At 52.2% G+C, this 26423-nt stretch carries 18 protein-coding genes and 6 pseudogenes; 14 read left to right on the top strand and 10 right to left on the bottom strand.

Annotated features, from left to right (window positions below):
* A pseudogene (locus tag DHN60_RS22235) lies at window positions 1-212 on the bottom strand (IS110 family transposase); the annotation flags it as partial.
* Window positions 213-710: 498 nt separating this feature from the next.
* Between DHN60_RS22235 and DHN60_RS05865 the strand changes: the two are divergent.
* The gene (locus DHN60_RS05865; protein ID WP_234423536.1) at window positions 711-1334 is read left to right on the top strand and encodes a VPLPA-CTERM sorting domain-containing protein; all 624 of its coding nucleotides are present in this window, start codon (window positions 711-713) and stop codon (window positions 1332-1334) included.
* A 453-nt stretch (window positions 1335-1787) separates the two neighbouring features.
* On the opposite strand, the gene DHN60_RS05860 is transcribed toward DHN60_RS05865, so the two are convergent.
* From DHN60_RS05860 to DHN60_RS05845, 4 genes are all read right to left on the bottom strand, one after another.
* On the bottom strand, window positions 1788-4397 hold the full coding sequence (locus DHN60_RS05860; protein WP_108836324.1) for an AAA family ATPase: 2610 nt from the start codon (window positions 4395-4397) through the stop codon (window positions 1788-1790).
* Window positions 4398-4400: 3 nt separating this feature from the next.
* On the bottom strand, window positions 4401-5528 hold the full coding sequence (locus DHN60_RS05855) for a metallophosphoesterase (protein ID WP_108836323.1): 1128 nt from the start codon (window positions 5526-5528) through the stop codon (window positions 4401-4403).
* A 225-nt stretch (window positions 5529-5753) separates the two neighbouring features.
* Window positions 5754-6125, bottom strand: coding sequence for a cupin domain-containing protein (locus DHN60_RS05850; protein ID WP_108836322.1), 372 nt, complete (start codon window positions 6123-6125; stop codon window positions 5754-5756).
* 70 nt (window positions 6126-6195) lie between these two features.
* Complete coding sequence (locus tag DHN60_RS05845; protein ID WP_108836321.1) at window positions 6196-9483, bottom strand: hypothetical protein; 3288 nt, start codon at window positions 9481-9483, stop codon at window positions 6196-6198.
* Window positions 9484-9873: 390 nt separating this feature from the next.
* Here DHN60_RS05845 and DHN60_RS05840 point away from each other — a divergent pair.
* Window positions 9874-10146, top strand: a pseudogene (locus tag DHN60_RS05840) (integrase core domain-containing protein); the annotation flags it as partial.
* Window positions 10147-10237: 91 nt separating this feature from the next.
* Here DHN60_RS05840 and DHN60_RS05835 read toward each other — a convergent pair.
* Entirely contained in the window at window positions 10238-11566 is a 1329-nt protein-coding gene (locus tag DHN60_RS05835; RefSeq protein WP_159089128.1) for a hypothetical protein, read from the bottom strand.
* 320 nt (window positions 11567-11886) lie between these two features.
* On the opposite strand from DHN60_RS05835, the pseudogene DHN60_RS05830 reads away from it, so the two are divergent.
* Window positions 11887-12279, top strand: a pseudogene (locus DHN60_RS05830) (transposase); the annotation flags it as partial.
* Here the strand turns inward: DHN60_RS05830 and DHN60_RS05825 are convergent.
* Window positions 12244-12543, bottom strand: a pseudogene (locus DHN60_RS05825) (transposase); the annotation flags it as partial. The pseudogenes DHN60_RS05830 and DHN60_RS05825 overlap by 36 nt on opposite strands.
* 332 nt (window positions 12544-12875) lie before the next feature.
* Between DHN60_RS05825 and DHN60_RS22590 the strand changes: the two are divergent.
* The 3 genes from DHN60_RS22590 to DHN60_RS05810 all read left to right on the top strand — a co-directional run bounded on the left by DHN60_RS22590 (window position 12876) and on the right by DHN60_RS05810 (window position 14950).
* On the top strand, window positions 12876-13259 hold the full coding sequence (locus DHN60_RS22590; RefSeq protein ID WP_234423535.1) for a thermonuclease family protein: 384 nt from the start codon (window positions 12876-12878) through the stop codon (window positions 13257-13259).
* 356 nt (window positions 13260-13615) lie between these two features.
* Window positions 13616-14368 (top strand): SHOCT domain-containing protein, encoded by a 753-nt coding sequence (locus DHN60_RS05815; protein WP_108836318.1) that lies wholly within the window; start codon window positions 13616-13618, stop codon window positions 14366-14368.
* 384 nt (window positions 14369-14752) lie between these two features.
* A complete protein-coding gene (locus DHN60_RS05810) occupies window positions 14753-14950 on the top strand; it encodes a hypothetical protein (RefSeq protein WP_234423534.1) in 198 nt (65 codons plus the stop codon).
* A 73-nt stretch (window positions 14951-15023) separates the two neighbouring features.
* On the opposite strand, the pseudogene DHN60_RS05805 reads toward DHN60_RS05810, so the two are convergent.
* A pseudogene (locus DHN60_RS05805) lies at window positions 15024-15506 on the bottom strand (IS630 family transposase); the annotation flags it as partial.
* Window positions 15507-15584: 78 nt separating this feature from the next.
* On the opposite strand from DHN60_RS05805, the gene DHN60_RS05800 reads away from it, so the two are divergent.
* A complete protein-coding gene (locus DHN60_RS05800; protein WP_108836317.1) occupies window positions 15585-15980 on the top strand; it encodes a hypothetical protein in 396 nt (131 codons plus the stop codon).
* Between the two features lie 449 nt (window positions 15981-16429).
* Here the strand turns inward: DHN60_RS05800 and DHN60_RS05795 are convergent, their stop codons facing one another.
* Together DHN60_RS05795 and DHN60_RS05790 are read right to left on the bottom strand one after the other, a co-directional pair.
* The gene (locus DHN60_RS05795) at window positions 16430-16729 is read right to left on the bottom strand and encodes a hypothetical protein (RefSeq protein WP_108836316.1); all 300 of its coding nucleotides are present in this window, start codon (window positions 16727-16729) and stop codon (window positions 16430-16432) included.
* A 10-nt stretch (window positions 16730-16739) separates the two neighbouring features.
* Window positions 16740-17420: a ParA family protein gene (locus tag DHN60_RS05790; protein WP_159089127.1), complete on the bottom strand. Its 681-nt coding sequence runs from the start codon at window positions 17418-17420 to the stop codon at window positions 16740-16742.
* Window positions 17421-18156: 736 nt separating this feature from the next.
* Here DHN60_RS05790 and DHN60_RS05785 point away from each other — a divergent pair.
* The 7 genes and pseudogenes from DHN60_RS05785 (at window position 18157) to DHN60_RS05750 (ending at window position 26224) form a co-directional block, all read left to right on the top strand.
* Window positions 18157-21708: a caspase family protein gene (locus DHN60_RS05785; protein WP_159089126.1), complete on the top strand. Its 3552-nt coding sequence runs from the start codon at window positions 18157-18159 to the stop codon at window positions 21706-21708.
* A gap of 387 nt (window positions 21709-22095) precedes the next feature.
* Window positions 22096-22647: a hypothetical protein gene (locus DHN60_RS05775; protein ID WP_108836312.1), complete on the top strand. Its 552-nt coding sequence runs from the start codon at window positions 22096-22098 to the stop codon at window positions 22645-22647.
* A 105-nt stretch (window positions 22648-22752) separates the two neighbouring features.
* A pseudogene (locus DHN60_RS05770) lies at window positions 22753-23219 on the top strand (IS5 family transposase); the annotation flags it as partial.
* A gap of 203 nt (window positions 23220-23422) precedes the next feature.
* A complete protein-coding gene (locus tag DHN60_RS05765; RefSeq protein ID WP_108836311.1) occupies window positions 23423-23833 on the top strand; it encodes a hypothetical protein in 411 nt (136 codons plus the stop codon).
* Window positions 23830-24483, top strand: a complete 654-nt coding sequence (locus DHN60_RS05760; RefSeq protein ID WP_108836310.1) for a hypothetical protein — start codon at window positions 23830-23832, stop codon at window positions 24481-24483. The genes DHN60_RS05765 and DHN60_RS05760 overlap by 4 nt, the downstream gene beginning before the upstream one ends.
* Before the next feature lie 78 nt (window positions 24484-24561).
* Entirely contained in the window at window positions 24562-25512 is a 951-nt protein-coding gene (locus DHN60_RS05755) for an HIT domain-containing protein (RefSeq protein ID WP_234423533.1), read from the top strand.
* Window positions 25513-25696: 184 nt separating this feature from the next.
* Window positions 25697-26224: a lipocalin family protein gene (locus DHN60_RS05750; RefSeq protein WP_108836309.1), complete on the top strand. Its 528-nt coding sequence runs from the start codon at window positions 25697-25699 to the stop codon at window positions 26222-26224.
* Window positions 26225-26423 lie beyond the last annotated feature (199 nt).

Here is a 26423-nt window from a genome sequence, read left to right as displayed (position 1 = left end):
CGAGAAAGTGCGCGTTCAAGACGTCTGTGATACGGACCAGTGGCCTCAAATACGACACGAGCAGGTATGTCCGCGCCCAACCATGCTGAGAGGGCACGGAAACCGGTAGGTGCATTGGGAAAGCGCGCTGTGCCTCCATCGCTTAACCGATGCGCTTCCAGAAAGTCCTTCGAAATATCAATGCCTATGCTATCATCTGTCATCATCGTCATGTCCTATGCTTGTCATGCAAGCCCATGAAAAATCCAGCTTGCGTATCCGTTCAGGCCTCATGCGAAGACGGCGGCTGACCATACTCGAAAACGGTCCCTCACGACCAAGCCCAAAGCGATCCAGCCGCCACCACTGCCAGCCATAAATGGCTTGGCCGGCAGTGGCTCAATCTTTGCAGATCGATAAGGAAAGCATAAGACAAGCCCAGAGCGGTCGTCGAAAGACATGGTACTTGCCTGCAATGGTTCTTAGCTCTTCGTTGAGTCAGTTCTACCTTGCAACTGCACGCCTCTTTGGGTCGTTCGCCGGTGAACTTCGGCTCTTTTCTTCAGCATTATCCGCGGGAAGGCCTTGGAGTTGGCCCTTGCCGAATAAGCCAAATGTGTTTGCCAGAGCAGTCGGACATCGGCACCACAATCGCTGTTTTGCAAGGTGTTGCAAATAGAAGGTGCGTTTGATACCGTTTTATCAAGTTTCATAAGTGGTAGGAAAGTATTGTGAAATTTGGTTCTTTTTTAGGCGCAATGGCGGTATCAATGTGTACTGCATTGAGCGCTCATGCAGCAACAGTAGACTCCGCAGCTACAGGTAGCTCTTCTATCGGTGGCTTTGTCATGGATAGCGGTACAATGACGGATGTTGAGTCGCTCCCTGGCACGCCGCTCCCTGGCGCATGGGTAGACAACGATGCCACATCTCAATGGGTTTGGGATGGCGACGCCGACTTGGTTGAAACCACATACACCTTTTCGTGGGAATTTGATCTGACGGGGTTTGACGCGACCTCTGCTGTGTTGGACGGCCTATGGGCGACCGACAACTATGGTACCGCGTCTTTGAATGGGAATGTAATTGCTTCGCTTCCTTTTGGCACTGGCTCTTTTAGCGATCTGCATGTCGTAGCTGCTGATGGTGTTCCGCCATTTATGGCAGGATTGAATGAGTTGGTGTTTGAGATAACGAATGGATGGGTCAACGAGCCAAATAGGAACCCTGGCCCGGGCGGATTTCGCGCGAGTGTGACCGTAAGCGCAACTCCTGTACCCCTTCCAGCAGCAGGGTTTTTATTGATTGCTGGTTTAGCCGGACTTGGTTTCTTCGGACGCCGCAAACCGCTTTAAGAAAACTACATCTTTTAGGAACGGGGCTCGATTTCGGGCCCCGTTTTTTTGTGATGGGCTACAACAAACACAAACTGTAGAACATATACTCAAAAGGTGCAGAGGCATGGTTCCCGCACAGTAGTTGCTCATCTGATCTTGTGGCGCCGCCCCGCAGCGAAAGGCTGCATTGTCCGCAGAGCGGAAGTAGATGTCGCAAATCACGCTGCGCTCTGCATGAACGACCGCTTTTCTTGCTGCGGAGCGGCTAATAATTTTGGCGTTCGCATTGCTGCAATTGCGAGTAATTGCGAAAGACCACTTCCGGATTGGGCTCCATGCAGTCATTCACAGCGCTGAAAATAAGTGTCCGCTATTGACCACCCAAATGCGTCTTCTGATCAGTCAACGAAACGAGCGCAACTGGCAATTCTTAGCCTAGGTAATTGCCCTCTGTTTCCTCTCAGTCATGCTTCACGCTGCGTCATCCACGCGATTGATCGACAGCAAGTCACCCCCCAATCCCCGAAAGGCCCGTTGGCGGCAAGACAACACAATGATTTGCAAGCCGCTCGACCTAAGGGTCAATGCGTTGAACATCTGCTCAATGCGGTCGTCATCTGTGTAAACTATCGCGTCATCGAGGATGAGTGGCGCCGACCGCCCCTGCTTGGCAAGGATGTTTGCGAATGCCAGTCGCACCATCAGGGAAATTTGTTCTCGCGTACCACCTGAAAGCACCTCGAAGTCCTCTTCCACGCTGCTTCGAGTGATCCGGGTTATCGTGCCGCTCTCAGCGTCGATGTCGGGTTCCGCGTCCGGCCAAAGCATCCTTAACAGCGGTTGCAATTCTTCCGATACCGGTTTGACATGGGCCTCCAAGGCCGCTTTGCGAGCAGCATCTAATGCTGCTTTCAGGCGTTGGTTCACCTCCACATCGAACTCAATTTCGGTCAATCGCGTCTCGGCAGCTTCCAACTGACCATTTAAGAACGCGAGTTCCTCGTCCGGCGCATCCGAACTGGACAGTCGGATGCGTTCAGTCAGTCCAGCAAGTTCTCGTTCCAGTTTCTCACCGAGTGTTCGACTGTTCTCGATAACACTTTTGGCGCGAGCAACAGCTACCTTTGCAGCTTCGAGATCGATGACTACATCCCGCAAAGTGGCCAAATCAGACCGCGCCTTGGTCAACTCTTCGACGAGCATTTGCAACGTCACATTTTGACTGGCAATTTCCGCCTCAGGGTCCTTTACGTCAGACAACGCTGTTTGGGCCGCTTGTAAATGCGCTTCGGCAGATGCCGCCTTTCGTTGATCCACTTCCAGAGCTTCCCGGAGAGTTTCGAAAGCCTCTGCCGCGGCGCTAACGTCTAAACTGGCCGCGTCCAACCTCCTTTGGGTCTCTGCTTCAGCTTTCTCCGCATCGGCGCGTGTCGGCAAGTCTACATCTTTTTCGATGACCGCCGGCAGCTCCGCCAAAGCTGCGCGCAACTGTTCGACTCCTTTCGGCGCAATCGCTTTGAACTCCGCTTCCTTTGTCCGAAGTTGTTCGTTCTTTGCTACCCTGGTCTGAGCTGAGGCGCGTGCCGCCTCTATGGAAGAGTATCCGGTTCGGTCCAAAGCTTGGTCCAGAGTCTTTTGGGCAGCATCGACACCACCATCTCCAGCACCGTCATTGGGCTTTATCGACATATGACCGACACCCGAGATCTGAAGACCGGTCACTTCAGTGATTGGGTAATCTCGGTCACCCTCTACGGCTTCTCCACCACGTCGTACTTTGCCCATTCCTGTCGCATCATAATTGATGCGCAAAATCGGCGCCGCGGATTCTCGCGCCCGTTCTGCCACTGTGAGCGCAGCTGCGTACCCGTCCAATTGCTCCAACGCAGTGGATGATATTTCCTGCCCAATTTCGGCTTTCAACGTTTCGATTTCAGCGCGAAGTTTCTCCGCATCAGCAGTCTGGCGCATTAGTTCTTCGCGACGCGCGACAGCGCCGGCTGACGCTTCGGCCCGCATTACCGACTTCAACTGTTCTGCCGCCGAGTTGTAGGCCGCCTGAGCCTTATTCTGGGCCACCTTGGCTAGTTCCCGACGGCCCCGCGCCTTGTCAAATGCTCCCTGTGCCTTCTTTGTGCGTTCGGCGGTGCTTCTGACAGAACTTTGGGCTCGAACCAGCCCTTCAAAGTCCAACCGCAACTTTTCGACCTTCTCCCGCGCTCGGGACTCCTTGGCCTCCAACGCATCAACTCGACTCTGCGAAAGCTGCACATCCGCGTCCTGTTTTTCCGCTTCAGAGAAGCGCTTTTCGGCCTCTTTCAAACGACCCAATTGTGCTGTGGTCTCTTCTTCGTCCCGAAGCTCTGCCAGTTCCGAGTTCACAGAGCGACGACGTCTTAGCGCTTCTTCCAACGCAGTTACCCGCTCCAGCGCATCGTCACGCTGGCCTGTGAGGTCGGTGACCGTTTCCGACGCCCGTTGCAACGGCCCGCCGGTTTTAGGCTTTCCGGTTGTAGTCACATTCGCCTTCAAAACCTCATCACAAGCCTTTAGCGCTCTGTCCATTCGCCGCCCAACCGTCATGGACTCCACCTCACCGGTGACCAGTTTCATGATATCCTGGCGGGCGGTATTTTCTGCGCTATCACTCGACACTTCGACAACGCCTTGCCGAACCCAAAGCAAGGCAGCCGGGCCTCCCTCTTTTGGCGCAGCGACCATATTGGCCAGAGTATCTTCCGCCTGCTCGCCTTGCGCGATCAAGACCCCGTCTTTCTTAAGGCTCGCTTGCTTGCGCTTGCCAGAAGAACTCCACCGTTTGAACAGTTCCCAAGAGGCACCATCGAGATCGAAACGGATCGTCACCTCCGGATCTCCACCGACTCTGGGGGTGAGCCCCTTTATCCGCTGGTTTTGCGACCGATGGCTTTCAAAAAAACCGGCTTGTAACGCATCGAAGAACGTCGATTTTCCGCTTTCATTGGGAGCCGAAAGCACGTTTAGCCCGGGGCCGATTTTGTCGATGGTCACCGGTTCCACGAACCGGCGCACATTGCGTAAAGATATGGACGTAATCATCATAACTCAGCCCTCCCGAACCAGAGACCACAGTCGGTTCAGCGCCGCCTGCGCGAGGCGGGCATCTTGCTCCGACACTCCATGACCTTCTGCTTCAACTTGTAATTCCTCAGCGGCAACCCGGAGCGCGCCCCCAGTTGCGATAAGGTCCAGATCATCGGCCTGGTACTCGGTGGCAAGTTTACTATCGAGAAATACAAATCTCCCGAAATCTGGTGCTACCTTAGAAGCCGCATCCTCAAGCGCTGCACGCTCTTCCATATGCAGGTAGCCTTCGGCTTCGATCCGCAATAATTGGTCTCGGCGCTGTTCCGTTTCAGGATCAAGCAATTCTTGGAAAGCACTCACTACGTCCATGTTGGGTGACAGATTCAATTGTTTGGCGCTCCAATAGAACCGTCCAGTTTCCTGTCGTTTGATTGATGGCACAGCCCCTGGGCCTGCAATCGTCACTAAGTGGCATGAGCCGCGCCCGTCATGTCGGTACGAGTCTCTTTCCGGTGTTCCGGAAAACTGAGTTCGTGGGTTCACATCGACCATACCGTGCCAGTCACCCAACGCCAGGTAATCCAGCTGTGCACTCTCAGCTCGGTTCGGTGGGATCAAAGTAGATGCGTCGTAGTTATCGCCAAAATCAGTTATTCCGCCATGTGCGAGTCCAATGCGCAATGCATTCTCGGGCGTCGCGGCGTCGGTCATCCAGGCAGTCAGATCAAAGCCAGGAAACTGCCGGGGCCATGGGGAAGGCAGCAACCAGACGCCCTCTGCGATTTCGACTGGTTCGGACTCACGAAGGACATGAACATTCGGCCCCGTCTCTTCCTCAAATAGCCGCCATAGCTCTTCCGCGGCTAGAGAGTCGTGGTTGCCAGGAATGATCCACCAATGCACATCACTATCCGCCGACATCTTTGTCGCCGCCTGGCGGCGCACACCGGCGCTCGGCCCAGTTGTGTCGAATGTATCGCCAGCGACCAGAATATGTTGCGCGCCATGGTCTCGAGCCGATTGTACCAAGCGCGACAATACTTCATGGCGGGCCTCAATCAACCGACCTCGCAATTCCTCTGGCATCGTTCCAAAGCCACTTCCCAAATGCAAATCTGACGTATGAACAAATTTAAAATCGACCATCACATTAACCTCTTCGCATCGAATAGACGTCGCCCGATCCTAAGAACCGCACTTACTTGACACCTAGGTAGCATAGGTGACCCGATCTGCTTTCCAGGATCGGCCAAAAACGTTTGAAAACGGGCCATCGTAAATTAGGCTGATCCGCCGATGAGCCGCATTCCTTGGGGCCGGCAGAGTGCTCATTGGAGTGCCGGCGAACGCGATCATACTAGGCTGCGGCCCTCAGAACCCATCAGACTTGTGCCCGAAGAAAACCTTCGTCACCTCTTCACCGATGTCCCAAACAACACGGCTGCCATCGCGCACAAAGAGACTATCTCCAGGAGCCAACTCCTGAGTATGGCCGTTGGCCTTGTTGGTCAGCCGACACCGTCCAGACAGGACGGTCATCAACTCATCGCCCTGCTCGGTACATTCAAAAATGCCCTTGGTGCAACGCCAGATGCCCGTGCGCGTGGTATGGCCTGGCCCGCCGGCATCCATGCGCCCCGATGCCTGCGGAGATCCTTCTCTGATCTGATAATCGCTTGCGGGATTGTCAAAGGGCCAGTGCTCGAGAGGTCCGACATCACCCCCCGGGGCATATTTGAACATTCAATTTTCTCCCGAAGGCTGACCGTCTGAGGTGGTTCTTCTGGGCAACGATGGCGGTTTCTTGCGGTTCCTACAAGCTGAGAACACGGAACTCCGAGATATTCACAAACTGCTCCAACTTCTCTCGCACCTGATAAACTGGCGCAAAGACCAAAGCCTGTTTCTTGCGGGACCGTCGTCCTTTTTCGACCGCCGGCCAAAACTCAACCAATAGAGGGGGGCTCTTACCGTCAAGTTCCCCATATAGAATATCTCTATATGGCTCTTTTGACAGTAGCTTCGCGCGTTTTAGGTCGTTCTGGGCGGCTTGTTTCGAACGCCAGATCTCCGGCAAATGCTTGGCGCAATCGGTTGGCGACAGGAATAACAGCCCGTGTTTTGCAATGGCCTTGTCAACATTGCTGCCTCCCTTCTTGAAGTCCCGCCATTCAACGATCCTATCAACCGTTACATTTGCGACCACGGGTGACATCAAGAAGACCTCTTTGCGTTCCGAATTGTGGATTAGTCTGACACGATCCATCGCCTGTTCGATCTCAGCTTCACGTATCTGTTGCAGAACGCGGTCGCCCCAAGGATCACGATGAGCGAACACATCCATTTCGTGGCTGCCGTTTCTCATCCTAATACCGCGGCGTTGTTTAACATAGTCGCCGGACTGGAACTCTTCTCTCGCTGCTGAGGCATAGGCTCTGGCGATCCGTTCTACATCCAAATACCCAGGCTGCTCCCGCCCGATGACGATGGCCTGGTCAAACTGCTCCCATCGGTTCTGCCCTCTCAGTTTACCAAAATGGCCCGCCCGTCCAAGTCGGTCAAAATCCAAGGAAGCAATCACATCCTTGGTGCCAAAGACCGCCGCTTCCGGGTGGCGCGCAATCACCCCGTTGACGTATCCACGTAAGGTATCGTTCTCGTCTCTAATCTTTGCCGTCAGGGTCTGCTTTTCCTGTGCGGCCAAGCTCAACCGGCGTTTTGAAAAATTACATCCAACGACCTGCGTGACCTTTGCGTTTCGCGCGACCGGGTAGTGACGGGTTTCCAGATCCGAGCCCAATAGGAGACGTGACATATCTGCATTTGCTGTCCCATCCAAATAAAGAAAGGGACGGTGGGCGACATTCTTCAGGTCGCGCAAGCGGACAGCAGAAAAACCAGCCTGATGCTGCGCAGGACGCGATTGGTCCAGATGCACGAACACAGCGCTGGAGGTGGCTAAATTGTTCTCCATATCAACCAACAGGCATTCGCAGAGCGTCTGAAGGCGTCTGGCATGACTGGCTTTACAGCTTTTGAGACGACTGCCGATGATGCCAAGCTGGGTCTCATTGATGACGTCATCTTTACATGAGAACAACGGCTTCAGAGCCCGGTTTGTATTGCCGGTTTTCAGCTCTTCGAGATGCTTGATGGCGGCTCTCAAAAGCTCAGACGTGACGCCCATTTCTCTCAGCCGATCCATTTGAATTCCCGGAGCATCTCCAGCCATGGCCAGCAAGGCTGACTTCACGGGAAAGATCGCCTGATCTTGCAACAAAAGCGCATCCCCAATCTCGACGACTCGTTGCTTCCAATTTTTTGCAGGCGACATAAGAGTTGCGGTCAGCTCAACGAGCGATACATGGACTTCCTCCACCCCAAAATCGCGGGGGCGCTCATCAAACACGGTGAGATCCGGTAAGGCTTCCGCTGGCAAAGGAAGATGACCGTATTCATGCGGGGCAAAGATCACTAACCCCGTTTTGGCCTTCAGATGCAATTTGATCTCAGCTTCCTGACGCAGATAGCCGCAATCCGTTCGAAACGGGCACTTCTTGCACAATGTGGATCGGATCGAGAAACCAAGATCAGATAACTTCCTCGCCGTTGGATAGACCCTACACATCTTGACGGTGTCGTTGTCGGCCTCTGGATCGCGTCGATTACGCCCCTTTAAGGCAATTGTCGGCGGAGCCGATGCGGTTGCATTTTTCTGATAGTCGTCGAAGGCCTCAATTACCTTTTCGTGATCCGGCAAAAGCATCAATGACACCAAGCCTTCGGTGCGATGTAGAAAGCCAGGCTGCCCATTGCGTCCAACCAAGGCGGAGGTTTTGCCGATCCCTTGGGCTCCAGAAAGCAAAACACGCGGTGGGCCATCATTTTCTTGCCAAGACATGCCTTGGCTTTGCTTGCAAAGAAATGCCAAAGCTTCGTTTCCCCAGCTTTCGATTGTTTCGGCATGCATTGAGATGGCTTGGTCCCGAGGGATCGAACTATGCGGGTAAAAAGGACCTGGTCCCTCAGCACCTGAAGCCTCAACTATTGGGCGCGCAAGGCCATCCCGAAACCCGTTTCTTAAGGCTTCCTGGTATCTGTCGTGTCCAGTTTGGCTGGCCGCCTTCAGAAGCCTTTCGTGAGCTTCCCATTCATTGATTTCGCCAGCACTGACAAAGCCACCGATGAGAAGCGCTTCATTGTAGATCGTGGTATTCCCGTGTCCTCCCCTGCCAAGCTTTGCACAGGATTTCGAAAGCTGAACTTCCCCACGCTTCGAAGTGATGGTCTTCGCCGAAGAAGGATAGGCTTTCAAAGGCAAGGGTTTGGAAGGATTTCCTTGCTTTGTCTTCCTTTTGCGTCCCTTGGCTTCTTCAGGGAAAGCAATCGAACTCGTGTTCAGGCTTTCTTTGTCTTTCCTTATGATCCCTATCCTGGGAAGGCCTTCCAAAGGATCGAGAACCCCGTCGAAAACTGGGGTTGCAATATAGTTGGGTTGGGCGATCCGAGCGAGGCTTGTGTCGCTGCCGGCCAGTTTGAACAGGTGTTGCCTTTCATGAGCGAATAGCGGGCGATCAGCGAGGCAATAGAAATGAAACTTAGCAAAGAGCTCTTTGCCCGCTGTTCCCGCGCTGGAGGAGGCCTGCCAAACGACTGAGACATTCTTCAAAGGTGGCAACCGTCGACATGCCTCGTCCCATGTCCATTCGGCCAGGGCCTGCGGATCTCGCCAGCTCAAATGATCTGGTCGCTCAACTTCATCGATATCGAAGTTTAGCCAGCCACAGCCAAGATCTTCGAGAGTTGGAGCCTCACCATGCCTTGGATTTGCAAGGCGCCGGATTTTGTTTTTCAGACGAAACTCGTCTTTAACGGTTCCGGCCACCACCACCTTGCAGGCTGAATTGGATAGCTTAATGATTAAGGAATGCAGGTCTTCAAAACAGGAAACCTGGCGTTCTTGATGAACAAAAGTCTTCGCGCGGCTTGAGCTATCTACGCCTTCTTTGTGAAATCTTTTGGTTTGAATGAGACCTGTGCCTGCTTCTAATATTGTGAACTTGGCGGTCCGGTTTTCCTCGAAATGTGTATTCTTTTTCAATTTGACTGCTCTTCGCCTTAAGGGGCGGAAAACGATCAAAATGAAGGTGCGTTAGAGCATCTTGTTCTCTTGTCACTGCACGTACTCCGGCCCCTAAGGCTCTTGTTGTTGGCCGGCAGAATTACCGGCAAATGCAAGTTAGAAGAGGATGGTTTCGTGGAGATTTAGGTGAGCCAAGCTGCACAGCTCTGGAGAGATAAAATGACCAAAATCAGCCGTTCCCAGCGTGTTTCTTCGCTGACAGAGATGCGGGAAAAACCGCTCGATGCTGGTACAGTGACATCGCCCCCTTTCGCGCCGAACCGATCACTAGATGAGCGCGGTCGTGGGGCATAACTTCTTCAAAGCGGTCGACGTTCGCTTATGCAGCAAGCTGAGCACCTCAGCTATCATCCGCAAACCCAAGGTAAGATCGAGCGTTGGCATCAAACATTGAAGAACCGGATCTTTCTGGAAAACTACTTCCTGCCCGGCGACCTCGAAGCCCAGATCGAAGCCTTCGTCGATCACTACAATCATCAGCGCTATCACGAGAGCATTAACAACGTCACACCCGCCGACGTCTACTTCGGGCGTGACAAAGCCATTCTAAAACAGAGGGAAAGGATCAAACGAAAGACGCTCGAAGCGCGCCGCTTGCAACACAGAAAACGCGCCGCATAATCAAACCAACCAGATGAGCCAAACTCTCTCTTAGTTTAGGTCGCCATTGGTTCCAAAAACTCTGACGACGGACAGTGTTTGGGTCCAATGCTTACACTATTAGTTCTGTAATTCCTGCAATGAGGCCCGCTTGCATACTGCGTTTTACGGCGGTCTTGCGCGCCTCTTCACTCATGGCATCGCCGTTCAGAAGCACTCGCACATTTCTGGCCAGCGACACAATTCCCGCAAAGGCAACTGTGTCCAGAATTTCCGGTTCTGCGCCYGAAGTCAGYTTTTCAGTCGCGCTGTCGAAATCGTGAGATAGCTGTTCGTTGGAAATTTCAGTCGACGCAAAACCATGYTTCTCGGCGACCTCTGATGTGACCATCGCGGGCGTATCTTCGTACTTCTCAAAATGTGCTTCGACATAGGCCCCATACGACGTGGCCTTAAGTTGGAATTCTCTAATTTCGCCTGTTTCTGTATTGATGATTTGAACGTCTGCTCCGGGATGGTTGGTCGCTTCAAACAATTCCACGCGGAACTCGTCGCCATCGCTGTTTTCCGCTCTTGCGAATTGTAATTCGTGCGCGATGCCTTTTACGTTGTTTTTGAAGCCCTGTAGCTGAGCGGGTGAGAACGCCTGAACGTGTTCGGCAATCTCTTCGTTGGTCATTTCAGACAGTTCATTGGATGAACGCCGAATGGCGTCTAGCATGTCTTGTTCCGCCAGAGTGAACTCGTGCGGACCGTCGGACAACAGATTGAAAATTAGTGCCGAGCCAACACCAACTATCAGCGGTTCAGTTGACGTTGATGTATGTTTGGCGAAGCCACGCACAAAGCTCAGTTCGGTGAAAGCATTTCTAWACCAACGGCGCTGCATGATTGGCCATTCTTGTGAGACCAGCAGCACTTCGGACGCTTTCTCAACAAGCGGSGCAAGCGCGTCTTCGTTCAGGGCCGCAGCCTCTTTTGCGCTGAGTGCCAGCTCTCCCCTTTCTGCCTGCCGCAACCCTAAAGCCAACGCACTACACGCATCGACAAGTTGCTTTTCTGACTGAGACAATTCGTCGATGTGGCGCGTTTGGCCCAAAAGGTACTTGTTGGCGAGTGGTTTGACTGCAAACGGCGCAGCGACTGCTCCTGCAACGGCAGCGCCACCCACAACCAATGTTCCCATTGCCACCGTGCCACCAATCCACGCCAAAGCGCTTGAGACGAACGCTGCCCCACTCAGGCTGCCAATTGCTGTCCCGGTTGAAGCTGTTCCAACAAGTGCAGCAACCGAGAAAAGCGAGGCGGGCACGGCAGCGCCAGCAAGCTTACCAGCGGCAACGGAAACGCCCTTTTTCGTCCAGCCACTCTCGTTGACGACACAATCTGACAGGTGTTCACAGGCATCAGCCGCGCGTCCAAACCAATTGGTGTCATCCAAGGGCTTCTGGGAATCCAAGTATTCCTCGAATTGCACTTTCGACCAGTAAGGAGCCTTTAGAGCTTTGTCGGCAAGCCATTGAAAACGATTGTTCAACGCCACTTATGGATCTTTCTCTGGGGTGTAGTCTTATAGTTGGGAGGGCGCCTGTCTGATTGCAAGCCAATGAATAGAATTCTACGATTCTGGTATGAGCGCTGACACTCGATAATGTGCTCACTACTTTCACCCCACATTTCCCAAGTAATTGAGTGATTTGGCTTCGCGGGCTTGGCTTTTCGTGATATATTTCAGTGCGTTATCTGGGTTTGGAGGCTGCAATGTTAGATCACCCTTTGGGTGCGGGTTCTGAGGGCGGTTTTCGGCTGGGTTTTGACGCTCGCGTGCGGTTGGAATTTCACGGTTCCAAGATCAGTTCCGATGGCGGTTTGCTCTTGTTTCGTGAGTTGGACGAGACCTTGGGCCTGCATGATATGGCAGGGTGTTTGTTGCAGGATACGCGGACTGGCAAGAACGGGGTTCATAACTTTGTCGGTCTGCTGCGCCAGTCCACCTTTGGGCGGCTTGCCGGATACCCGGATGTCAACGACGCTGACAGGCTATCGCGTGATCCAGTGATGCGCCAGATCGTCGGGGGCCGTGCTGTTGATGGCCAAGCTGCCTCGACCAGCCAAATGGCGCATGACGGGATCAAGGGCGAGACAGTCAGCATCGTTAACGTCTTCGTAGCCCGCCAGCCGTCCATAGACCGATTGTCGAAAAAGCCCGTCAATCCTGTGAACGGTGTTCTTGCCACGGCGGTTGTCATTGAGCGCACCCGACGCAAGATCAGACAGCCCGAGCACATCATCCAACTCGCGCATCACCAGAAGACCGCCGTCAGAACTGATCTTGGTACCATGAAATTCCAGCCGCACCCGGGAGTCAAAACCAAGCCGCCCATCACCCGTTTCGCCTGCACCCTCTGGGTGATCCATAATCCGCCACCTTCAGCCCGATTAACACGCTGAAATATAACACGTTACTGGCAATCAGAGGTGCGAAAACGTCAAGTTACTTGGGAAATGCGGGCTAAGATGGCTCTTTTTGAAAGTATGTAATGTTTAGGTTCCTATCCCGTGTTCTGTTCCGGTCCTCAAAGAAAAGTCGTCCAGCGCCCCCGAGCGAGATTGAAAATCCGCACAGGGTTCATTCGCGCCAAACAAAAATCCAACCAACGGTCGCGGTTAAATCCCAACAACCGAAACGGTTTGACGCAGCGAGTGCGAAACCACAGGTGCAGCATCGCGTTCTGCATGGAGCCGCCTATGTGACCGATGGCGACACAATCGTGATCAAGAAAACGCAAATAAGGTTGTTTGGCGTCGATGCACCGGAACTAGATCACCCGTACGGACAAAAGGCCAAGTGGGCTATGGTGAAACTCTGCAAAGGCCAAACTATCCGCGCGGAGGTCACCGAACAAGATGATCACGGGCGTACGGTCGCGCGCTGCTATCTCCCGGATGGCCGAGACCTATCCGCTGAGATGGTGAAGTTAGGGTTGGCAATTGACTGGCCCAAATTCTCGGGCGGAATCTATCGCGACTTCGAAACGCCCGACGCGAGAAAGAAGCTTTGGCTCGCGGCAGCAAGACAGAAGGGCCACATGCACGTATGGGAAAGATTTCAAGCTACCCAAGCTAAACGGTGATTTCGGCTGATTGCGGACCATGGTGCCTTGCGCGGCGAATGCCCGTTGAGAAGTCCATTTCTGTGTTCTTTGGGCTATAGCCGCTGCCATGCTTAAACATAGAAATGGAGAAGTTGACACCGGTTGCTTGCTCTGTGAAATGGCAGATCAGGTTAATCCGTCTTAATAGCTGCCGCGGCGGACTTTGATAGGAAGGTCACAGCACACATGTTCAGTGAGGCGATCCGCGTCTTTGGGTAACGTCCGTTCTCGGTTGTTCGCGGCCATCAATACGCTACACAGTAGTCGCTAGAGATTTCAAATGTGATGACGAGGAAATTAGTTTTGGGCCGAGGCTTGGCTCCGAGGAGGGTAATTTGGAAGTAATAATTTTCGTTGTAATCGCCGTAGTCGTAATTGTGATTGTGATTATTTTTGTCATTTCTCAGGAGCAGAAGATCAATTCTTTGCGCACGGAATTGGAGAATGAGTTTCCGGAAGCGAAGATTCATGTCAGTCACAATGACAGCTCATTCCTTGTGGTCGATTTCAGGAAAGAGAAAATGGTTGTGGGCCTTCAAAAGGCTCGCGGCACGATCTTAGCCCAAGAACAACCTTACCGCTCGGAAATTCCTTTCTCAGGAATTGTCAAAGCTGAAGTTTTGAAAGACGACACACAGGTGGCTTCAACCAATAGGGGAAGCCAAGCATTAGGCGCTGCTGTTGGCGCTGTAGCCTTTGGCGGCGTTGGTGCGATTATCGGGGGCCTCTCTGGCTCTTCAACGTCCTCAAGTGCTACCAAAAGGCTATCCATTCAAATCACGGTAGACGACCCACAAGAGCCACTCCACGAAGTCACGTTCTACGAAACTGAACGCAAGGAGGGGGGAAAACGCGGTGAGATGTTTTTTGACCAAGGCGCTCAGCAGGTTGCAGAATTCGCCGCCCATATTGAGGCTGCCGTCCGGAAGGCGGACGGCGCGAAGCCGAATTCGGCATTCCCACCGACGGCCTCAAAAGGTAATACATCAGTCACAGAACAGATTGGCGAACTGTGGAGCTTGAAGGAAGCAGGAGCGCTTACGCAGGAAGAGTTTGAAACCCAGAAAGCAAAGCTGATCAATGGATGAGACTTTGACGAAATCGGCGCTAAGATATTCAGGCGAATTTAAGCTTGCTTTAGACCCGAAGCGGTCATCTGACGGTTTCGCTCGGTTGACCGGAGCCAGCCCGAAGCGAACGTTGCGTTGACATTAAAATAAACTCATGCAAGGCCTTTGTTCGTCTACTTTATCAAGTTCGCTGTCCGGCAGTCTTTTAAATTTCTATTGAGCAAGTCGTGGAGAACTGGACTAGCGATCCATCCATAACTCAAACAAATCGCTACTGCGTTGCAATAACTACAGCCAGTGCCTGCTCGTTTTGAGAACGGCATTTCATTGAAAACTTGACGTAAAGCTGGGTCGGCTGTCTATTTGCAACATGACTTTCAATTCCAAGTTGTGGATACATAAATGACTGAAAAATTGCCCGAATATCTGGCTCAAGGTGAAGCTGCCCGTTTGTTCCCGGTTCTCTCAACCACGTCAAAGGAAGGTCGTACAACGTCCATTGAGCTGGCTTGCATGGTTCAGATTGAAGAGCTGGGAAGCGCGTTGCTGCAATCAATTGGCCAGAAGCGCGGAAAAAGGGCGGAAAAAGGGCGGAAATAAAATGTTCAGTGGATTAACTGATTTTTGTTGCTGGGAAATGGCTGAAGTGGTGCAAGAAACTAGTCACCTGAATCTAAAGTTCGCCGCATAAGGTTTGCTGAGTTCGTTGGCAGAACCGTTTGACGGATGCGAGGATTTCGTCTGCGGATTTGACCCACTTGTACGGCGTTGGGTTCTCGTTGTGGGCCTCGATGAATGCCACAATGTCGGCCTCCAACTCTAGGGTTGATCGGTGCACGCCACGCTGTAGCTGCTTGCGGGTCAATTCGGCGAACCAGCGTTCCACCTGGTTGATCCATGACGCTGACGTCGGCGTGAAGTGGACATGCCAATGCGGGCGGCGCGCCAGCCAAGCCTTGACCCTCGGCGTCTTGTGGGTGGCATAATTGTCCATGACGATATGTACGTCGGGGCCTGCGGGCACGTGCCGGTCGATCTTTTTGAGAAAGTCCAGAAACTCGGTCGCGCGGTGGCGTTTGTAGCACTTGCCGATGACGGCACCGGTGGCGATATCCAGCGCGGCGAAAAGCGATGTGGTACCGTGGCGGATGTACGTTCACCCTTCGGCATCCCTATTTAGATCAGCTTGCCCCTTGCATCTGCTTTCACACTTTCCTGTGCAAGGGAGACCGACATGCCAGCGAGACATGGTTTCAGACTATACAAAGACATCGTTCTAAGTGAGCACAACCAGCCTGTTTGGAGCGCCATTGGAAAGATCGATAGAGACCGATTTCTTCTTCTTGGACAAATCGAAATATACTCGGAGGTTGAAGGCGCTCTGTGGCTAGAAATCAGTCGAATGGGCAGGGAGATCGGCAAAAGCAACCGCGGAAAACTGGATGTCCTCAAGCACAGAAAGAGGGACACTGATCCCCATTTGTTTGGCTATCTGAAAATTCTTGAGGAAACCTATGCCGCTGCGGCTTGGATGTGCCGAGATGACGAGAATGCCAGGTATCTGCATCTGACCCTCCTGGAAAAAAAGCCGCCCGTTCTAGAGGCGGCGCTTTCAAAAACTTCAATGTGAGCCACAACACTGGCTCTAATTGCCGGCGTTCAGAACTGGGCCCTTTTACCTATCTGATGAAGCAAAAAATGCATGATGTCCTCCCGATCACGCGTGAGGGATCACGTGATAGACTTCGCCAATCACGAGAGTTACGTGGATGATGACCGCCACGATGTGCAGCTGACGATAGGCTTCTTTGATGAAATGGAACATGTGGTCGCCTCCGTTTTTTAGTGGAATATTTCTAACTCACCATCCAAACCATGTCAATATATAAGTCATTGTTATAAATAATAAATTTAAAATTCTTGCCGAGGTATGGGCGCTCAAAATCACCTTCAAATTCTCTTCAAAAAATAAGAGGCAGCTCCCAAAAAGAAGAGGGCGTCGCGGAAAAATAAGAGAACAAGAAATCGGCCCGGCTCCCCACATTATGAGGCAGGGAGCCTTCTTATTTTTGAATGGCGTTACAGTTTGAATGTTTGTCCGTGCTGTTCCAAATATGCGATTAGAGACAGCTCGACGGCTCTCACAACCGCTTGCTCTTTGTCTTCGCGGATCGCATTCCATGTTGAGTAAAGGTCCGGGTTCACACTGACAGAGAGTTTTTGGGTGCGCGCGGCAGCCCTGCGTTTGCTTGGGCTCATCTCTGGTTGGGCCACCAAGCTTGATTTACTGGTTGAACCGCGGGGAAAGCCCAAGTCACCTTGCTCGACTTTGTTAGCATCGCCGACCCCGGGCATGAGATTTTGCTTTTTGTTTTCCATTTTTCTGTACTTAAGCTGCTTTGAGAATTTCAGAGAGCGCGGCCGAGATTTCCTGCGCAAGGGCGGCAACGTTCGCATGCGCTGATTGCGGGGAGGATCCTTGGAACTGTTTTGGTAAATCCAGATAGTCGCCGCCGAAGCTCACCATCGCTTGAAAGATCGGTCTGTTTGCAAGTTGAGTTGCAAAAACGGGCGCGTTTGCTTGCCGCAGGATCGACTTGATTTCTCCGGTGATCCTGTATTCGACCGCCCCAGGTTCTGTATGCGTCAATAAAACACGAGCTGCGATATCGCGTTTCAGCACCAAGCTCTTTTGGCGCACCTGTTTGAGAACTTGCACGGCTGCCAGTGCATCCAGACGGGATACTTTTGTTGGGACAATCACGAGATCGCTAACGAGAACTGCGTCAATCAAGGACGCATCATCAGATCCCTCAACATCGACCAGAACGTAGTCGAACTTTGCCGCGGCGGCGAGAGCAGCCTCCGTCAAGCTTCGCTGTTCTACCTGATGGACGGCAAGATTGTCAGGCAGCTTTTTGGCGCTGGCCCATTGCGATAGCCAGAGCTTAGGATCAGTGTCCAAAATGCAGGCTGACATCCCACACCTGGCGGCTTCGAGAGCTGTCAAAATGCAACTGGTGGACTTCCCACACCCGCCTTTTGGTGAACAAAATGAAAGAGTTGGCAATCGTATTCTCCTCTTGGAATTGCTTCCAAAAGGTTACCAATTCTAGATTTCGGAAAGATTTAAGACGAATTGTTTTGGATTTCTTGGGATTGGAACTCCAGAGTCTGTGGCCTTCTTGCAATCCCGAGGAATGATTGACTGACAACGAGTTACTTCGTGTTTTCAGTTTCAGCCTATGATTGTAGGCTTCTCAAGAAGACCAAGAAGACCAAGAAGACCAGAGAGCCCCTCCCAATTGATCCTAGGATATCCCCATTTTTCGTGGCTTAGCGCTGTCGCGCTATGCTTTTTCGCACTGAATGCGCATGCACAGACGACCAGTTGGAGCCTAAGCGGAAATGAGGCTTCGGTGTGCTCTGCTTCCAATGCACGTAGTTGCATTAGCTTGTCTTGTGCATCGGGAAATAACCTCATCTTATCTGCCGAAGGCATCGGCATCCGCCGTGGAATGGGACAAATCTCGGTAGACGGAAACCTTGTCGGCAGTGGCGAATTTGTCGAAGATGGCCCTAAGGCATCAATCCTTGTAGACCGAAGGTCGGCCGTGCTTGGAGATATACGACGCGGGTCTGGTCTTAAGGTAAAGCTCGGCGCAAGAGCTCTTTCAGTATCTCTAAAAGGTTCATCCGCTGCGATAAAAAGACTGCTTGCATACTGCGAGAGCCAAGCTGCTCAAGATGCAGGATGGGCCGCGTTGCATGATCGAAGAAAGGATGAGAGTTCGTTTGAAATCGAAATGGATTTTCTTGATCGCGAGGAATTCAAACGCTTTCGCGCCGATATCCCGGGACACGATCTTGTGCCGCCCTATGACAGTTCACTCCTTCGCGATTTGACGCACAAACAGTGTGAGAAGCTCTGTGTCTGGACACCAGGATGCAAGGGGTACACTTGGAACGAAAAGGCTGGAAAAGCTTGCTTTTTGAAGTCAAAAGCGGGGCGCATGGTCTCACACGGGCATACGGTGTCCGCGCACTTTTTTGGTGACACCAAGATGCTCCCTTTACCAGCAACAAGGGGACCACTTCCAAGCATTCAAAACGGAGCCGGATGGCAGCCAGAAGATACGAGTGTCACTTACGTCAGGCGCATTCGGGATTTGTCCAAGGACTTTGCCAGATCATGCGATTTGGAACGGGAGGATCTTCGAAAACTAACCGAGGCATTGAGCGCGCGTATAGCGCCAAATGCGCTAACTGCGGGATCTCCGATCCCCATTTTATGGCAAGGCAACACCCTTAAGGAGCGAATTGCAGTATGGGTCGTAGTCAGTTCTGATGAGCCGTTCCGGACGCAAGGGCCAGGGGCCATGGTTCTGGGGCCAGCGGCAATAGGTCCTTTCGGTATGGAGTATGAAGCCAGTAAGACACGGGCTTTTGTGCCGCTTTGGTCGAGGGGTACTGGCGAAAACGGAGAGATAAGGCTGATCCCTCTTCAGGCAGGAAAACTAGATGTGAAGCTTTCGCTGGTTGCCTACCTTAGGGCCTGCGAAGAAGAAGCCGTTTTAGGATACAGTGATCATGTCCTAGAAATCGGGCCGAAACCCGCGGAGCTTGTCATTGGGAATCCTAACAGCAGGGCAGATCTGACACATTTCGAAGATGTGCAGGACCTTGATCGCAAGGTTATAGCGGGCCCAACACGGGTTCGTGTTGAAGCGCTTTCAAATGTAAGTGAGATAATCGAGCGCGCCGGAGAGAACGCGCGTCTTTCTCCAACACGTAGGTTCATGTCTGTTGAGCACGACGGGTTCATAGAAATCATAGATTTGGTCGACGGAGCAACAGTGGAGAAGCTCGACATTCATGAGACTACACTGCGCTGGGGCCACGGTGACAGTGTTGTATTTGGCTCAAGCGCCCCGTGGGGCAAAATCGACTTAGTCTATCCGTTCGCCAGCCGCAAAGCGTTTAGCCGCGAACTGACGGGGCCAGCTTGTTGTTTTGCAAATGAGGACTCCACACACATCTCTTTCGATGCACAAAATGGCCTCGCCTCGATCCGGGGGCGTTTTGGCCATGCCATTGGCATTGCGCATGCTGTCACGCTCTCCAACGGCGGCGCAGAAACGGGGCATTTGTCGTTAGATTACTGGACGCCCCCCATGCACGCAACGTTCCTGCGAAGCGTTGGATTGGTTGCGCCTACTTCGGTGAACCTGGGTTACAACATTGTGGATGCAAACGGGGAAGACCTTCAAGCCATTGTTGAAGCAGGTCAGCCGGTGCCACGCGTCTTCAGCGCAGACTCCTTAGAAACACTTGTCTCAACCCCCAAGCCCAGTCTTTCAGAATTGAGCGCGAGTTTTGAGCGACTTGGAATTACGTTCGCACCTTCTTCCTCGGGAACACATCTTGTAGAACCGGAAACTATTCTTCTCGGTTCCGAAGCACTGGGAGAACAGAGTCCTGAACAGCGCACTCGTCTAGTTCAAACCCTGAAATCTATTTCTGAGCGAACTAATCTTCGCTTTGAACTTCTTGAAGAACCTCGTTCGAATTGGCTGGCCTCAAACTGCTTTGATTATCTTGGGGGCAGAGCGCGGGATGGGCGGACCGGACCCTTTGAAAGTGATATCACAAATCAAGTTCAGTTTGCTCCAAGTGGACATCTGGCAGTTCCAGAAAGGCCGCATCAACTTGACACCGTCGAGTTTGGAGAGACTTCTCTGCTTGTTGGTAGAGTTCATTGCGCTTCCGGAGCTACTGGGGGTAGTAGGCGGGGACAAGCCTACCTGTTTATGCTTAATTTGAAGTCTGGAAGTCAGCCTCAGTATTTGGATGACGCTGCGGTGATTGGGATCGGCTTTATGGGGGCTGCCTACAGCTCAAGTTTTGTAGAACACATTTTTGAGTTACACCTGTCAAAGAAACTTCTCCTAGTCTTTGCGCCCGGTAATGGAAGCGTACTTGTTATTGAGCCAAAGACAGGAGAGCTTGTTCGAGAATTCTCTGCGATGCCGTCAGGAGATCTAATGGTTGACGTGCAACTGACTGAGGATGAGCAGCATATTGTTCAGATAAACGGCGACGGGAGTTTTGCGATATTCAATATCGGTTCGGGAAACGAAGTGCTTGCGGGACGAATTGTGGAAGATGAAATAGCCGTTTGGGACAAAAACTACTTTTTTGACGCAACCGCAGAGGCCGCGAGTCTTATCGACTTACGGTTTCCTGGCCTTGACGAACAGTTTGGTTTGGATCGGTTTGCAGCGCTTTTGCATAGGGCAGGCTTGGCTGAAACTCGTTTGAGCGGGCAAGGCGGTGCATCAATCGAAATCAATATTCCCCCCAAGCTTGAAGCGGCTATTGAAAGCGACGGCGCTTCGATCCGCGCAACGCTAAGAATTGACAAATCCAGATCAACCTCAAGCGTCGAAATGTATCAGGACGGCGTTCTGACAGATCAGTTTGAAGTGTCGAATGAGACCAGGCAATTGCAGATCGAAACCACCCGCTTGCCAGGAGCGCAATATGTTTCATTTGTCGCAGTCGCCGAGGATGGGCTTGCGAGTAAACCTGTGGTCAAGGACCTAGGCTTTCCGGTTCGCTACGGTGAGCGCAGAGCTTTGGCCGTTGCAGTGGACAGATATATGGATCCTGAACTGACCGATCTAAACTACGCGAAGGCGGATGCTGATCGGATTCTACAAAGCCTCGAAGGTATAAATGCTCAGGCGTTGCGGTTTGAGCGGACTGATTTCGTTGGCGGGCGACGTGCGACGCCATCAAGCGTTCTGGACGCGATCAGCGCTACCTTGGACGGCGTTGGGCCCGATGGGCACGTCACATTTTTCTTTGCTGGACATGGTTTGCAGGGGCACGATGGAGAGTATTACTTGGCTTTGAGCCAGACCGATGTGGAAAACCTTGCGGATACGGCGGTCAATTTCAGAGATATCGCAAATTTGTTAAGCGAAACACCTGCGCGCGTCACCGTACTGATCGATGCCTGCCATTCAGGGGACGCGGGTTCCGGGATGTTTGCCACAAACGACGGCGCTCTTGCTGGTCTCGGAGAACTGCCAGCTAACGTGACAATTCTAGCGGCGGCTAAGGGTCGTCAGTTTTCGCTTGAGTCTATGGAAGTAAACGGCGGACATTTCTCGGTCGCTGTTGAAAGGGTCTTGGGCTCGGATCGCGAACAATACGACTTAAACGCAAACGGGCGGATCGAAGCTTCTGAGCTGGCAAATGGCGTTAAGTCAATTGTGGAGCTACAAACCGGGGGCCAACAGGTTCCATGGATGACCAAAGGAAGAGTTGTGGGGGACTATGCGCTTTTTTGAACTATCACTCGCGTCCGCTTTGATATCTGTACTTCCAACATTAGTTTCCGCTTCTTGCTACGTCTGTGACGAACTTATAGAGGTCGACTCTCTGATGGCCGATTGTGTCGTCAAGCGATACGAGGACATTGCTAACGAGATCGCGTCTAAGCCTAACGGCAGAGCCGCAGTTAACTTTGATCAGTGCTCTGATGTTTCCACCGAGGGTTCTTCAAAAAGGGGCGCAATTGCTGAGTTTCCTTCGCTGTCCGATTATACGGATCACAGCCTTTCCAAACGGGTTTATCTGATAGATGCAGAAGGTCTCGACTGCCTTAAACACCTTATTGAGACGCATGATAGCCCCTACGATCCAACGGTCACATTTGACCTTTACGAGTCCTGCTAATGTCTCAACTTGAAAAAGGTCCGAAAATCTTTGGAATGTCGATCACATTTCTCGAAGGTTTAGCCGCGATCTTGACTATTGCAGGGTCGATGGGCGTGTTTCTCGCGGTTTGGCAGTACATGCAGGATGCGCGATCCCTCAGGGTTGAAAGAACTTTGGATTACATCGAAAGATGGGAAGAAGGCTCTGCCCGAGTTTCGTTTGAAAAGCTGTCAGATGCCCTTGCTCAGGAATTTTCTCTTATACCAGCTGAAGAAAAAGCAAAGGCAGAAGAAGATGACGAGTTTCGCGCAAGGCTTCTCGCCAAGGCGACAAACCGCATTTTGAGGGAGCAGCAAAATGAAGAAGCCTTTCATCAGGTGGTCTATTTTTTTAACAGTCTTGGATTGTGCCTTGAGGGTAAGATCTGTGACGCAAACACATCCAAAATATTCTTTAAAGGAACTGTAAATCAGTTCATGGAATACTTTGATGATCCGCTCGAAGAAATACTAGCGTCAGAAGTGGGATATGGATCGGGGCTAAAGTTGCTGGCCACGAAACTCGAGTGACCAAATGTTTGCTGCAAATAGACGACCAATGCACAGCCTTAGGGTCAGGACCCATTGATTTTCGCATGGCGGCATGATTCACGGTTCAAAAAACAAGCGGTGAACATGTCTGATCTAATTTGGCTGACGGATGCGCAGATGGCGCGTCTTGAGCCCTTCTTTCCAAAGTCCCACGGCAAGCCACGCGTTGATGATAGACGTGTATTGAGCGGGATTATCTTCATCAATCGCAATGGCTTACGGTGGCGTGATGCGCCCAAGGAATACGGTCCGCACAAGACGCTTTATAACCGTTGGAAGCGCTGGAGCGATAAGGGCATCTTCGCAAAGATGATGATGGGACTGGCAGCCGATCACCGTGAGCAGAAGACTGTGATGATTGATGCGACCTATCTTAAAGCACATCGTACGGCGTCCAGTTTGGGCGTCAAAAAGGGGGGCGTGGTCGTCTGATTGGTCGCACCAAGGGCGGCATGAATACGAAGCTGCACGCCATCTGCGACAGCCTCGGCCGACCGCTGAATCTGTTCGTCACCGCCGGACAAGTCAGTGACTACATTGGCGCCCGGGCGAACCTAGTCGAACTCCGCACATCGTATAGCAGACAGCAAATGACCTTGGCCATTTTCCGACATGGTTGATGGTCAGAATTTGGGTAAGAAACCTGAACACTTGAGTTCGGAGCTCCAATCCGCTTGCTCCTTGCAACCCTCCGCACACCTCTATCTTGCGCACGCTAAAGCAAGTCGTGCTGCTATCAGTTTGGAGGGTGAAAATGGCCAAGAACAAAACCAAAAAACAGACCAAAATGGTGGGGATGCGCGTATCCGATGATTTCTTTGCATTGCTGAACAAAGGGGCGAACTCGGAAGGCATCTCGCCAACGTCGTATGCGCGCTTAACCTTAGCGAGGGCCCTAGGTTTTGAAGGTGCGATGCCTGAAACCAAACCGCGTAAGTCACAACGAAAGAAACCGATTTCTAAAGACATCCAGTCAGCAATCGAGGTTTTGGGCCTGTTGATCGATGTCCGGATGAGCCTGTCATACGTGTCGCGCAAACTAGCCGAGACCCACACATTTAATCCGCTTCGTGCTGACCAGGTTGTCAAACACGGCGAACGGATCGACGCGATCCGACGAGACGTTGATGCTATCCGCGCGCAGATTTTGGGGGAGCGATCATGATCATCAAATCAACGCGCATTCCAACTGCGCATAGCTCCAGGATCGCCGCTTATCTTGCAAACTCTGCGGACAACGAATGTGCAACATGGATCCGTGGGTGCCCCGAAGATCTTAAGCTATTGGGTGAAATCTCCCGAATTTCTGGCAAACAATACTCCGTTCGGCATTTTGTGATTTCGCCAAACGAACAGATGACACAGCAGGATTTCGCATTGGTGTTTGTTGAAATTTGTTTTGAATACAAGGTCTCAATCACATCTGGCAACCGAGCTTCAATCGTAGAGCACGTGAGGCCCCGAAGGTCTGGAATCGGAAACGAAACGCATTGGCATGTCACGTTCCCTGAGCTCGACCTAGAGACTGGCAAAATCCTGAGCAGCCGATTTTTCAAAATTCGGAACGAGAAGCTTGCTCGCTTGTGTGAGCTGACGCTTGGCCATCCGGTTGTACCAGGGCAGTTCAGCAAGCAGGTTCACAGGGCTCTGACAAAGGAGAGGCCAAGCTTGGATCTGGCTCCATTTGAAACGGCATTGAGGGAAGCCGCGTTCGCGGCCGGACAAGATGAGAACAGGTGGCTGGACTATCGTCCGCGTCTTCTAAGCCAGTCAAAACCACCGATGAACTGGACGCTCAACAACCAGGTCGTCTAACCTGCCGAAATGTCAGGTTTTCCAACTCCATCAAAAGCATATATGCGGCTCAAGGAGTTTCTTGAGCACCATATGCGGATGTCACATATCTACCAGCCGGTGATGATCCGCAGGATTCTCAAAGGTGGAGGATCAGCCTCGCTTGAAGAGATCGCCGCAGCGCTCATGGTTTATGACCGCTCGCAGCTTGAATATTACATGATCCGCACCAAAAACATGGTGGGGCGCGTTCTCACAAAAAACGGCATCGTGCAGCCAATAAAGTCCAGCAGGGAAATCCAAGCTTACCAACTTGCAGAGAATGCGGGCCTCCATGATGTGGAGATCCAAGAACTCATCAGGATCTGCGATCAGAAAATCGATGCCTTCATAGGCAAGCGCGGTAACAAGATATGGTCTCATAGATCCAAGTCATCAGGCTACATACCCGGCACCCTTCGATACGAAGTTCTGAAGCGCGCCCATTTTCGTTGCGAACTCTGCGGGATATCGGCTGACCAAAAGGCACTGGAAGTCGACCATATCCTGCCCCGCAACAAAGGTGGCAGTGATGAGGCCCTAAATCTTCAGGCGCTTTGCTATTCCTGCAATGCGATGAAACGGGACCGAGATGACACTGATTTTCGAGGCATGGCCAAGAGCTACACCCACAGATGCGATGGATGCGCCTTTTGCGAGATCCCGGGCGAACGAGTTGTTGCCCAAAATGAGCTAGCTTACGCTATTCGCGATGGCTTTCCAGTAACTGAGCATCATACTTTGATAATTACAAAGCGGCATGTGCCAGACTATTTCGATCTCCATCAGCCCGAGTTGAACGCGGTGCAGCAACTCCTCCAAACAGAACGCCAAACAGTCCGAGGGCTGGATCGGTCCGTCGAAGGTTTTAATGTGGGCATCAATGCGGGCGAAGTGTCTGGACAGACCATTTTCCATTGCCACATACACCTGATCCCTCGCAGGGCCGGCGATATAGAGACCCCCCGCGGCGGGGTCAGGGGTGTCATTCCAGAGAAGCGAATTTACTGATAAGGCGTTGGCTAATATCCCGTCTGAGCGACACGTTGCGTCTCGCAAGTCCTATTGGGTAGCTAGGCAAGCAGGCGCCCAAGCATTTTTGATCCTTTCAAGCCTTCCTGATAGATGGCCAGAGATTCAATCGACCCGTTCTGACGGACATGTATAGTGTCCGGCCCTGTAATCGGAGACCCTCGTGAAAAACCTCGCCGCTCTCCTTTTGTGTTCAACCCTCGCCGCTTGTTCAGGCTCATACCGCGATACCACGGTCCCGATAGATGTGGTGAGCAAACTTGACGTGCAGAACTACAGCGGAGTTTGGTTTGAGTACGCGCGCTTCCCGGTTTTCTTCCAGCGCGGGTGCACAGACACAACGGCTGAGTATCAGATTATCGCCGAGGGTACGGTATCAGTTTATAACCGCTGTCTTGTCGAAAATGGCACGAGGGTTAAGGACATCACCGGCCAGGCCACAATAGAAGGCGTCGGTAAGCTTAAGGTCAGCTTCCCGCAGGTTCCCTTTGTCAAATCGCCATATTGGGTTTTGTGGGTGGATGATAAGTACGAGGTTGCCGTTGTTGGGACACCCAATGGAAGTGCAGGCTGGATCCTGTCTCGCAGCACGGAACCCAGCCAAAAGCATATCGATACAGCGCGATCTGTCTTGTCCAAAGCCGGATATGATGTTTCACGGCTAGAGGTCACGCCGCACGCTTCGAAGTGACGTGGGCACCAAGCAAAGGCCCATCAGTTCCGGGGCGGGACCTTTAGTAAACCTTGGTCCTGAAACGCCCCGGCCAAGCCTACCGCGTTCCAGCAGCACCCCGTCCGCCCAGCAGCCACCGCAAAAAACAAACACGCGAAACCTCTGTCAAAACAGCCATATAGGATCATCTATATGGGAAATTTGACGGTAAGAGCCG

The organism is Tateyamaria sp. Alg231-49 (genome assembly GCF_900143535.1).
Lineage (GTDB): Bacteria > Pseudomonadota > Alphaproteobacteria > Rhodobacterales > Rhodobacteraceae > Tateyamaria.
The sequence above is the reverse complement of the archived record's forward strand: the minus strand, read 5'-3'. Positions and strand labels throughout refer to the sequence as shown.

Coding starts and splice junctions, on each gene's coding strand:
- DHN60_RS05855 (WP_108836323.1), bottom strand. CDS start 5,528: ATGGTCGATTTTAAATTTGTTCATACGTCAGATTTGCATTTGGGAAGT.
- DHN60_RS05810 (WP_234423534.1), top strand. CDS start 14,753: ATGACTGAAAAATTGCCCGAATATCTGGCTCAAGGTGAAGCTGCCCGT.
- DHN60_RS05755 (WP_234423533.1), top strand. CDS start 24,562: ATGTCACATATCTACCAGCCGGTGATGATCCGCAGGATTCTCAAAGGT.
- DHN60_RS05850 (WP_108836322.1), bottom strand. CDS start 6,125: ATGTTCAAATATGCCCCGGGGGGTGATGTCGGACCTCTCGAGCACTGG.
- DHN60_RS05795 (WP_108836316.1), bottom strand. CDS start 16,729: ATGGAAAACAAAAAGCAAAATCTCATGCCCGGGGTCGGCGATGCTAAC.
- DHN60_RS05760 (WP_108836310.1), top strand. CDS start 23,830: ATGATCATCAAATCAACGCGCATTCCAACTGCGCATAGCTCCAGGATC.
- DHN60_RS05860 (WP_108836324.1), bottom strand. CDS start 4,397: ATGATGATTACGTCCATATCTTTACGCAATGTGCGCCGGTTCGTGGAA.
- DHN60_RS05775 (WP_108836312.1), top strand. CDS start 22,096: ATGTCTCAACTTGAAAAAGGTCCGAAAATCTTTGGAATGTCGATCACA.
- DHN60_RS05800 (WP_108836317.1), top strand. CDS start 15,585: ATGCCAGCGAGACATGGTTTCAGACTATACAAAGACATCGTTCTAAGT.
- DHN60_RS05765 (WP_108836311.1), top strand. CDS start 23,423: ATGGCCAAGAACAAAACCAAAAAACAGACCAAAATGGTGGGGATGCGC.
- DHN60_RS05785 (WP_159089126.1), top strand. CDS start 18,157: ATGGATTTTCTTGATCGCGAGGAATTCAAACGCTTTCGCGCCGATATC.